The organism is Streptomyces sp. NPDC047072 (genome assembly GCF_040643855.1).
Classification (GTDB): Bacteria; Actinomycetota; Actinomycetes; order Streptomycetales; family Streptomycetaceae; genus Streptomyces.
Window position 1 is genome coordinate 25,493 of sequence record NZ_JBEYVC010000107.1, and the last position, 10,193, is coordinate 35,685.

The following is a 10,193-nucleotide window of genomic DNA, read 5'->3' on the forward strand; positions in this document are numbered from 1 at the left end:
GGCTTCGGTGCGCGTCACACGAGGGCGGCGGCCTCCTCCACGGAGAGGTCGCCGCCCTCCGCGTACGCCGACTCGTAGGCCGCGTCGCCGAGCGCCTCGCGCAACTCCCGCTCGGCCCCGGACCGCAGGGTGCGCTCGATGGTCGTCGGAACGTGGGTGGGCGGCAGCAGCCGGTCCCCGGCCCCCAGACATCGGGCGCCGTCGCGGGCGCGGGCGCCGCCGTCGGCCCCGGCGAGGGCGAGCGCGGCGGTGTGCAGGTACATGGTGCGCATATGGGGGGCGATGGTCAGGGCCAGCGGGTCCCCGGACTTCTCCAGTGCCCGGCGGACCAGGCCCAGGCTCTCCTCGTAGCAGCCGTCCACGGCCTCCAGCCAGGCCTCGGAGCCGAGGATGAAGGCGTCGAAGATGACGAAGTGCGCGATGGCGAACTGCTCGCGCAGCAGCCGGAGTTGCTCGCGCGCCTCGGGGATGCGTCCGGTCAGGCCGAGCCAGCCGGCGAGGAACATCCGGGAGGCAGGCATCGCCTCGTTGCGGGCGCCGTCCCGGTCCGCGATCACGTCGCGCAGCAGGCGCTCGCCGCGCTCGGCCTGTCCCATCTCCAGCAGTGCGCTGCCCAGCCGGGCGTTGAGCACGGTCTTCTGGGCGCGGGCGCCGAGCCGTTCGGCCCGCTCGATGGCCCGCTCGTAGTCGGCGGCGGCCTCGTGCCACTCCCCCTTGCGCTCGTGGGACTCGGCGCGGGCGGAGAGCGCCTCGGCGGTGCCCCACAGGTCACCGAGCCGCTCGTAGATGGCCAGCGCCTCCTCGGCGTCGCGGATGGCGTCGCCCGCCCAGTCGGAGCGGTTGGCGAGGAGGTTGGCCCGCATCTGGAGGGCCGCGGCGAGCTCCCACTCGTAGCCCGGGGTGGTCCGGCAGGTCTCGATGGTGGCCAGGACGACGTCCTGCAACCGGCCCATGTCCCCGGTGAGCATGATGGCGAAGAACCAGAAGGAGCCCGGCAGTCGGCAGGTCTGCGGCATGCCGGGCTCGTAGGTGGCGGCGATGGAGCGCAGCTTGGTCTGCGCGTGCTGGTTCTGCCAGGCGTCCAACTCGGTGTCCATGCAGACGAGATGGACGAGATGGATCCCGCGCCGGGCCTCCTGGAGGACCTCGCCGCGCCACGGCGGCGGGGTGTCCGTGCAGCGCTCCCACACCGGTGTCGCGGGGCGGGCCGGCTCGGTGAAGGGGTCGGGGCCCAACTCCTGGACCTCACGCGCCCAGTTGCGGGCCTCGATGCGCAGGTCGCGCATCTGCCAGTACCAGGCGAGCGACAGGATCAGGCACAGCCCTTCCTGCTCGTCCCGGTCGGCGACGGCCCGGCGCAGGGCGGTGCGGAGGTTCTCGTACTCGCGCTCCAGGCGCCGGACGGCGGCGAGTTGGCGGGGGCCGCGGAGCAACGGGTCGGTGGTGCGGGCGAGTTCGCGGTAGTACGTCAGATGCGCGCGCTCGGCGGCGGAGCGGGCGCCGGCCGTCTCGTCGAGGCGTTCGCCGGCGTACTCGGCGACGGTCTCCAGGAGCCGGTAGCGCATCTCGCCGTCCCGCTCGCCGGGTGAAGGCGCCGCCACGACGAGGGACTTGTCGACGAGGGAGCCGAGCGCCTCCAGCGCGGCGGGGCCGCAGACCGCCTCGGCGGCGGCGAGGTCGCACCCGCCGGCGAAGACCGACAACCGCCGCAGGACGTCGCGTTCCTCCGCGTCGAGCAGGTCCCACGACCAGTCGACGACGGCCCGCAGGGTCTGCTGGCGGGGCAGGACGGTACGGCTGCCGGAGGTGAGCAGCCGGAAGCGGTCGTCCAGCCGGTCGGCGATCTGACGTGGCGTCAACACCCTTAGCCGGGCGGCGGCGAGCTCGATGCCGAGGGGCAGGCCGTCGAGGCGGCGGCAGATCTCGGCGCAGGCCGCCGCGGTCTCCTCGTCGGCGTCGACGCGGAATCCTGGGCGGGCGGCGGCGCCCCGGTCGGCGAGCAGCCGTAGCGCGACGGGCTCGGGGAGGGGCTCCACGGGACGCAGCAACTCCCCTGGTACGCCGAGGGGTTCACGACTCGTGGCCAGCACGGTGAGCTGCGGGCAGCGTGCCAGCAGCTCCTCGACGAGGCGGGCGGCGGCCTCGACGACGTGCTCGCAGTTGTCGAGGATCAGCAGCATGCGGCGGGGGGCGCAGTGCTCGACGAGGCGTTCGACGGGGTCGCCGTGGCGTTCGCCCGCGACGCGCATGGCCTCGGCGCCGGCGCCGTACAGCACGGTCTCGCGGGCGCCGACGGCGGTGAGCACGGCCTCGGGGACGGCGGCGGGGTCGTCCACGGGCGCGAGCTCGGCGAGCCAGACCCCGTCCTCCCCAGCCTGCGGCACCCCCTCCCCCGCCTCCTGCGACAACCGCGTCTTCCCGGCCCCACCGGCCCCGAGCAACGTCACCAGCCGAGCCCCCGCGAGATCCTGCCGGATCACCGCGATATCCCTCTCCCGCCCGACAAAGGAGGTGAGCCGGGCCCGGAGGTTGCCGAGGGGGGTGGGGGCGTAGGGCTGTGCGGGGGTGGGTGACCGGTGGGTGGGGGCGTCGGGAAAGTCACGGTCGCTTCGGGCAGAGTGGCCGGCCTCGGCGGAGTGGCCGGCCTCGGCGGAGTGGCCGGCCTCGGCGGAGTTCGGGCTGATGCCGGTCGAGTGCGAGTCGGCGCCGCCCGGGTACGAGCCGGTACCGGCAGAGTGCGTGCCGTTCCCGGCGGGGTAGGGCCTGGTGCCGGCGGGATAGGGCCCGGTGCCGACCGGGTGTGCGTCGCCGCCGGCGGGGTGCGACTCGGCGCCGGCGGGGTAAGAGTCGGCGTCGGCGGGAAATCGGCCGACTCCGGGAGTGTGCGGCCCCGTGACGGAGGCGTCGGCTGCCTCGGCCCACCGTCCCCAGGAACCCGGCGCCCCGCCGAACCCCTCCCGGCCCCCGCTCCCCTCCCGGCGCCCGTACTCTTGTCGGTCCCCGTCCCCCTGCCGACCTCCGAACCCCTGCCGTTCCCCGAACTCCTCCCGGCCCCCGAATTCCGGGGTCCCCCCGAACGCCTCCCGGCTCCCACCCCGCTGTCGGCGACCTCCCCCACCCGGCCGCAGCAACTCCTCATGCAGCGCCCGTAGTTCCGGGCCCGGATCCGTGCCCAGTTGGTCCGCCAAAACGTGCCGTACCGACTCGTACGCGGCCAACGCCTCCGCCGTGCGGCCCGCGTCGCGGAGGGCTCGGAGGCGGAGGGACTGGAGGGGTTCGTCGAGGGGGTGTGTGTCGCACAGGGCCGTCAGTTCCGGCAGGGACTGCTCCGCGTGGCCGAGGGCGAGCGCGGCGGTGTGCCGGGCACGCAACGCGTCCAGCCGCCGCGCCTCACACCGCGCCGCCTGCACCGTACGGTTGGGCAGGTCGGCGAGCGCGGGCCCCCGCCACAGCGCGAGCGCGTCGTCGAGCAGCACCGCCGCCTTCGCGGGGTCCCCGTCGGCCAGCGCCCGCGCCCCGTCCCCGGCGAGCCGCTCGAACCGGTGCAGGTCGATGTCGTCCGGCGCGGCCGTGAGCCGGTACCCCCCGTCCAGCGAGGCCACCGCACCCGCGCCGAGCGCCCTGCGCAACCGTCCCACCAGCGCCTGCAGCGCACCCGTCGCGTCGGCGGGCGGATCGCCGTCCCACACCTCGTCGACGAGGACGCTCACCGGCACGACCCGGCCGGGCCGCAGCGCGAGCACGGTCGCCAGCGCACGCAGCCGCGCCCCGCCGACCGGGACGGACGTACCGTCGGGACGCAGTACCTGGGTGGTGCCGAGGATGCGATAGCGCACGGGATCCATTGTCTCCGGTGGCCCCGGAACCGGTCACGGGGTTCCGGGAGGCGGGGTGTCGAGGGGCAGGGTGTCGAGGGGCGGGCGCAAGAGCCGTACAACCTGGTGCGGGATGCGGGAACCCACCCTCCATGGAACCCCCGCCCCCACGCGAGACGTTTTCCCTTCTGCCCGGTACCGTCGGGCCGTCCCCAGCGTGACCGTACAGTCAGGGAGTCCGATGACCACCGCCACCACCCGCCACAGCGACCGGCGGATCAGCCCCGTCTTCATCGGGATCGTCGCCGTGACGGCGGTGACCGGCTGGGCCACCTGGACCGGTTTCGCCGAGAAGCCCGGGATCGCCGTGTTCCTGTTCGTGACCGGCGCCTGGATCGTCTCCCTGTGCCTGCACGAGTACGCCCACGCCCGCACCGCCCTGCACAGCGGCGACATCACGATCGGCGCGAAGGGCTACCTCACGCTGAACCCGCTGAAGTACACCCACGCCCTGCTCAGCATCGTGCTCCCCGTGATCTTCGTGATCATGGGCGGTATCGGTCTGCCCGGCGGCGCGGTCTTCATCGAGCGGAACCGCATCCAGGGCCGCTGGAAGCGCAGCCTGATCTCGGCGGCGGGCCCCCTCACGAACGTCCTGTTCGCGATCGCCTGCACGGCCCCGTTCTGGCTGGACGCCCTCGACGGCGTACCGCCGGTGTTCGGCTTCGCGCTGGCCTTCCTCGCCCTGCTCCAGGTCTCGGCCGCGCTCCTGAACTTCCTGCCGGTCCCGGGCCTGGACGGCTACGGCGTCATCGAGCCCTGGCTGTCGCACAGCGTCAAGCGCCAGGTGGAGCCCTTCGCGCCCTTCGGCCTGCTGTTCGTGTTCGCGCTGCTGTGGCTGGACCCGGTCAACAAGGCGTTCTTCGACGTGGTCGACGCGGTCCTGCGCGGCCTCGGGGTCGACCCGTCGTACGCCTCGTTCGGCTGGAGCCTCTACCGCTTCTGGGCCTGAACGGCCCGGCCCCGCTTGAGGTAGTACCAGCACATGTTCGACGACAGCCCCGCGAGCAGCACCCACACGATCCCGAGCCAGCTGCCCTGTACGAAGGAGACGACCGCCGCGGCCACGGCGAGCAGGCAGACGGCGAGGGCGTAGAGGGCGAGGCGGGGCATGTCCGTGGGCTCCTGTCGGGGGACACCGGTGTGCTACGACGACCAGTGTCCCCCATCGCCTCACACGTCCGTGACGCGCAGCCCCGCGTGCGCCTTGTACCGCCGGTTCACGGAGATCAGGTTGGCGACCAGCGACTCCACCTGGTGGGCGTTGCGCAGCCGCCCGGCGAAGACCCCGCGCATCCCGGGGATCCGCCCGGCCAGCGCCTGGACGATCTCCACGTCGGCCCGCTCCTCGCCGAGGACCATGACGTCGGTGTCGATCTCCGCGATCTCCCGGTCCATCAGCAGCACCGCCGAGAGGTGGTGGAAGGCGGCGGCGACCCGGGAGTCCGGCAGCAGGGCGGCGGCCTGCTCGGCGGCGCTGCCCTCCTCGGGCTTGAGCGCGTAGGCGCCCTTCTTGTCGAAGCCGAGCGGGTTGACGCAGTCGACGACGAGCTTGCCGGCCAGCTCCTCGCGCAGCGACTCCAGCGTCTTGCCGTGGCCGTCCCAGGGCACGGCGACGATCACGACGTCGCTGCGCCGGGCGGTCTCGGCGTTGTCGGCGCCCTCGACTCCGTGCCCGAGTTCCTCGGCGGCGGCCTGCGCCCGGTCGGCGGCCCGCGAGCCGATGATCACCTTCTGGCCCGCCTTGGCGAGCCGGTAGGCGAGGCCCTTGCCCTGCGGGCCGGTGCCGCCGAGCACGCCGACGACGAGCCCGGAGACGTCGGGCAGGTCCCAGGGGTCCTTGGCGGGGGCCTTCGCGGGGGTCTGTGCAGCACTGTCGGTAGAGGTCATGGGCCGACTTTACGTGCGTCCCGAGCGCCCCCGCCGGTCACGTGAGCCGCGTCACGGACCCCCCTCCCGTCCCCAGGTCGGGCGAATCCCGGGTGAACCGGGGGCCAGGGGCGGCCGGTTGGGGCAGGATGCGGCCCCATGGACGCCGTACGGGTCGCACTGCTGCGCGAAGTGCTCGCCGGGACCGAGTGGTTGGGGGCCACCCGCCGCTTCGCGGGCGCGCTGCGCGGGTCGGTGGTCTCGCACGGCGGCGGGCTGCTCCTGGTCGGCACCGAGCGGTACGAGCCGTGGCACCTGGCGGCCCATCTGGTCGACGAGGCCGCCTGGTCCGGTACTCCGGAGCTGGCCCCGACCCTCGTCCGCCACGACCCGCGGGGCTCCGCCCCGGCCCATCTCTCGGTCGGCCTGGGCCGGCTCGCGGCCGCCCGGCGCGGCGAGACCCTGCTGGTCGTCTCCCCGCACGGGCCGGGCGCCCCGCTCCTGGAGCGCGTCCACGACGCCCGCCGCTCCGGCGCGACGATCCTCTCCCTCGGCCCCGACGGGGGCGAACTCACCGCCATGGCCCACGAGTCGCTCACCGTCCCCGACGGCACCGACCTCGACCTGGACACGGTCCAGCACCTGGTGAGCGCGGCGGCCGGCGAGAGCGCCCTCCCGACCCCCCGAAACCGCCACCGCATCCGCGACCGCCTCTCCCGCCTCGCCGACCAACTGACAGCACCGCCGCCGCCCCGCTGGTAGAGCGGGAAGCCGGGCGGGGCAGGAAGACCGGGAGGACCGGAGGATCGGCGGGGCCGAGAGACGGACAGGCCCGGAAGACCAGCGAGCCCGGAAGACCGACAGGCCCGGAGGCCCGAAGGACCGGCGGGCCCGGGAGTCCAGCAGGCCCGGAAATCGGCGGACCCAGAGAACCAGCAGGCCCGGAAGACCGACAGGCCCGGAGGCCCGAAGGACCGGCGGGCCCGGGAGTCCAGCAGGCCCGGAAATCGGCGGACCCAGAGAACCGGCAGGCCCGGAAGACCGGCAGGCCCGGGAGCCCCGCAGGCCCCGAATCCGGCGGACCCAGAGAACCGGCAGGCCCGGAGGCCCGGAGGCCCGGAAGACCGGCAGGCCCCGAGGCCCGGAAGCCCGGAAGACCAGCAGGCCCGGGAGCCCCGCAGGCCCCGAATTCGGCTGGCCCAGAGGACCGGCGTGCCCGGAAATCGGGTTGCCCGTGAGCCCCCGTCCCCGGACCATGGCCCCTCGTGACCGACGACGCCCCCGAACCCCCACCTCCTTCCTCCGGCCTGCGCTCCCTCCTCCCCGATCTCACCCCCTGGCGGGCCTCCCGGGACTTCCGGCGGCTGTGGGTCTCGGGGCTGATCTCGAACTTCGGGAGCTTCCTCACCTTCGTCGCGCTGCCGGTGCAGCTGAAGGAGCTGACGGGGTCGGCGGCCGCGGTGGGCGCGATCGGCGCGGTGGAACTCGTACCGCTGCTGGTCTTCGGCCTCTACGGCGGCGCGCTCGCGGACGCCTGGGACAAGCGGAAGCTGATCCTGTGGACAGAGGCGGGCCAGGGCCTGCTGAGCGCGGCCCTGCTCGCGAACGCGCTGTTCCCGACCCCGGCCGTCTGGCCGCTCTACGTCGTCGCCGCGCTCTCCTCCGCCCTGGTCTCGGTGCAGCGCCCCGCGCTCGACTCCCTCTGGCCCCGGATCGTCGCCCACGACCACCTCCCGGCGGCGGGCTCGCTGAACTCCTTCCGCTGGACGGTCGGCGGGGTCGCGGGCCCGGCGCTCGCGGGCGTGGTCGTCGCCTACGCGGGCCTCGGCTGGGCGTACGGCGCCGATCTGCTGACCTTCTTCGTCTCCGTGGCCCTCGTCGTCCGGATCGCCGCCGCCCCCGCCTCCCACGAGGCCGCGAAGCCGTCCCTCAAGGCCATCGCCGAGGGCGCCCGCTACGCCTGGAGCCGCAAGGAACTCCTCGGCACCTACGCGGTCGACCTCGCCGCGATGTTCCTGGCCATGCCGCTGGCCCTGCTGCCGTTCCTCGCGGACGAGCTGGACGCCGAGTGGTCGCTGGGTCTGATGTACGCGTCGGTCCCGCTCGGCGCGCTGCTGGTGAGCCTGGTCAGCGGCTGGACGGCGAGGATCCACCGGCACGGGCGGATGGTCGTCCTGTCGGCGGCGCTGTGGGGCCTGGCGATCGCGGCCGCGGGCGTGGCCGGGAACGTCTGGCTGGTGCTGCTGTTCCTGACCGTGGCCGGCGGCTGCGACATGGTCAGCGGGATCTTCCGCGGGATCATGTGGAACCAGACGATCCCGGACGAGCTGCGCGGCCGGCTCGCCGGGATCGAGCTGCTGTCGTACTCGGTGGGCCCGACCGTCGGCCAGGTCCGCAGCGGTGGCTTCGCCGCGTGGTGGGGTGTGCGGACGTCGGTCTGGTCGGGCGGTGTGCTGTGCGCGGGCGCGGTGGGCCTGCTGGCGCTGTGCCTGCCGAAGCTGATGACCTACGACGCCCGCACCGACGAGCACGCGGCGCGGGTGCGCGAGCAGCGGGCGGCCGCAGCCGCGGCCCAGGTGTGATCAGTCGTCCTCGCGGCTCCCCGCGGAGGCGTCGTGCCACTTGGGGTCGTTCTCCCACTCGAGGTTCCGCTCACGGGCCGTCTCCATGGCGTGCTCGGCCTCCTTGCGGCTCGCGTAGGGCCCGAAGCGATCCTTGGCGGGACACTCCGGCCCCTCCTCGACCTTCTTGTGCTGGAGGCAGTAGTACCACTCCCCCGGCTTGCCGACCGTGCGCTTCTTGAACAGGGCCATGACCAGCTCCTCTCGCCACCGACATGTTCCCCCATCGGGGCTCGTTAGACTCGCTGCCATGTCTGGCCAGTCGCTGCTCGCCCCCGGGGAGCTGTCCCCCACCCGTTCCGTGCCCGGAAACATCCGGCGCCCCGAGTACGTCGGCAAGCCCGCGCCGACGCCGTACACCGGTCCGGAGGTGCAGACGCCCGAGACGGTCGAGGCGATGCGGACCGCCGGCCGGATCGCCGCGCGGGCGATGGCCGAGGCGGCGAAGCTGATCGCGCCCGGGGTCACCACCGACGAACTGGACAAGGTGGCGCACGAGTACATGTGCGACCACGGCGCCTACCCGTCGACGCTCGGCTACCGGGGCTTCCCGAAGTCGCTGTGCACCTCGCTCAACGAGGTCATCTGCCACGGCATCCCGGACTCGACGGTCCTCAAGGACGGCGACATCGTCAACCTCGACGTGACGGCGTACATCGGCGGGGTGCACGGCGACAACAACGCGACGTACCTGGTGGGCGAGGTGGACGAGGAGAGCCGGCTGCTCGTCGAGCGCACCCGGGAGTCCCTGGAGCGCGCGATCAAGGCGGTCAAGCCGGGCCGCCAGATCAACATCATCGGCCGGGTCATCGAGTCGTACGCCAAGCGCTTCGGCTACGGCGTGGTCCGCGACTTCACGGGCCACGGCATCAACTCCTCGTTCCACTCGGGCCTGATCATCCCGCACTACGACAGCCCGCACGCGACGACCGTCATGCAGCCCGGCATGACCTTCACGATCGAGCCGATGCTGACGCTCGGGACGCACGAGTACGACATGTGGGACGACGGCTGGACGGTCGTGACGAAGGACCGCAGGCGCACCGCGCAGTTCGAGCACACGCTCGTGGTGACGGAGACCGGCGCGGAGATCCTGACCCTGCCGTAGCCAGGCGAAAGACCCGTCCCACCCCGGGGCGGGTCTTTTCTTGTAGCCTTTTACCGACAGGCTGTCGGCAAACCTATTGACTTAGGTAAGCCTTACCTTAGAGGATGCCGCATGGACTCCTTCTCGACAGTCATCCGCACCGCGTCCCACGAGCAGCATGTCGAGGCGGAGACCTCGACGTTCATGAGCGACCTGCTCGGCGGCCGGCTGGGCCGGGACGCGTACGCGCGCTACACCGAGCAACTGTGGTTCGTCTACGAGGCGTTGGAGACCGGCACCGAGCGGCTGGCGGCGGACCCGGTGACCGGCCCCTTCATCCGCCCCGAGCTGTTCCGGCGGGCGGCGCTGGAGCGGGACCTGGAGCATCTGCGGGGCGCGGACTGGCGCGAGGGCCTCTCGGCCCTCCCGGCGACGCAGGCCTACGCGGACCGGGTGCGCGCGTGCGCCGAGAAGTGGCCCGCGGGCTACATCGCCCACCACTACACCCGCTACCTCGGCGACCTCTCCGGCGGCCAGATCATCCGGGACCGGGCGGAGCGGACCTGGGGCTTCGAGCGGAAGGGCGACGGCGTCCGCTTCTACGTCTTCGAGGAGATCGCCAACCCGGCCGCGTTCAAGCGGGGTTACCGCGAGCTCCTGGACGGAGTCCGCGCGGACGACCTGGAGAAGCAGCGCGTGGTGGCCGAGTGCAAGAGGGCGTTCGCCCAGAACACCGCGGTG

9 protein-coding genes are annotated in these 10,193 nt (G+C 73.3%); 5 read left to right on the forward strand and 4 right to left on the reverse strand.

The window, feature by feature from the left end; translation table 11 throughout:
- Window positions 1-14 precede the first annotated feature (14 nt).
- Window positions 15-3,845: a BTAD domain-containing putative transcriptional regulator gene (locus ABZ896_RS34205; RefSeq protein WP_360937546.1), complete on the reverse strand. Its 3,831-nt coding sequence runs from the start codon at window positions 3,843-3,845 to the stop codon at window positions 15-17.
- Between the two features lie 211 nt (window positions 3,846-4,056).
- On the opposite strand from ABZ896_RS34205, the gene ABZ896_RS34210 reads away from it, so the two are divergent.
- Window positions 4,057-4,827 (forward strand): site-2 protease family protein, encoded by a 771-nt coding sequence (locus ABZ896_RS34210; RefSeq protein WP_360937549.1) that lies wholly within the window; start codon window positions 4,057-4,059, stop codon window positions 4,825-4,827.
- On the opposite strand, the gene ABZ896_RS34215 is transcribed toward ABZ896_RS34210, so the two are convergent.
- Both ABZ896_RS34215 and npdG read right to left on the reverse strand, forming a co-directional pair.
- Window positions 4,809-4,988, reverse strand: coding sequence for a hypothetical protein (locus ABZ896_RS34215; RefSeq protein WP_360937552.1), 180 nt, complete (start codon window positions 4,986-4,988; stop codon window positions 4,809-4,811). The two genes, ABZ896_RS34210 and ABZ896_RS34215, sit on opposite strands and share 19 nt — an antisense overlap.
- Before the next feature lie 60 nt (window positions 4,989-5,048).
- The gene (gene npdG, locus ABZ896_RS34220) at window positions 5,049-5,765 is read right to left on the reverse strand and encodes an NADPH-dependent F420 reductase (protein ID WP_360937555.1); all 717 of its coding nucleotides are present in this window, start codon (window positions 5,763-5,765) and stop codon (window positions 5,049-5,051) included.
- Between the two features lie 138 nt (window positions 5,766-5,903).
- On the opposite strand from npdG, the gene ABZ896_RS34225 reads away from it, so the two are divergent.
- Both ABZ896_RS34225 and ABZ896_RS34230 read left to right on the forward strand, forming a co-directional pair.
- Window positions 5,904-6,506, forward strand: a complete 603-nt coding sequence (locus ABZ896_RS34225) for a hypothetical protein (RefSeq protein ID WP_360937558.1) — start codon at window positions 5,904-5,906, stop codon at window positions 6,504-6,506.
- Window positions 6,507-7,009: 503 nt separating this feature from the next.
- Window positions 7,010-8,326: an MFS transporter gene (locus tag ABZ896_RS34230; protein ID WP_360937561.1), complete on the forward strand. Its 1,317-nt coding sequence runs from the start codon at window positions 7,010-7,012 to the stop codon at window positions 8,324-8,326.
- Here ABZ896_RS34230 and ABZ896_RS34235 read toward each other — a convergent pair whose 3' ends face one another.
- Window positions 8,327-8,557: a hypothetical protein gene (locus ABZ896_RS34235; protein ID WP_360937564.1), complete on the reverse strand. Its 231-nt coding sequence runs from the start codon at window positions 8,555-8,557 to the stop codon at window positions 8,327-8,329.
- A 58-nt stretch (window positions 8,558-8,615) separates the two neighbouring features.
- Between ABZ896_RS34235 and map the strand changes: the two genes are divergently transcribed.
- Both map and ABZ896_RS34245 read left to right on the forward strand, forming a co-directional pair.
- Entirely contained in the window at window positions 8,616-9,473 is an 858-nt protein-coding gene (map, locus tag ABZ896_RS34240; protein WP_360937566.1) for a type I methionyl aminopeptidase, read from the forward strand.
- A gap of 111 nt (window positions 9,474-9,584) precedes the next feature.
- Window positions 9,585-10,193: biliverdin-producing heme oxygenase (locus ABZ896_RS34245; RefSeq protein ID WP_360937569.1), on the forward strand; the 609-nt coding region annotated here is incomplete at its 3' end.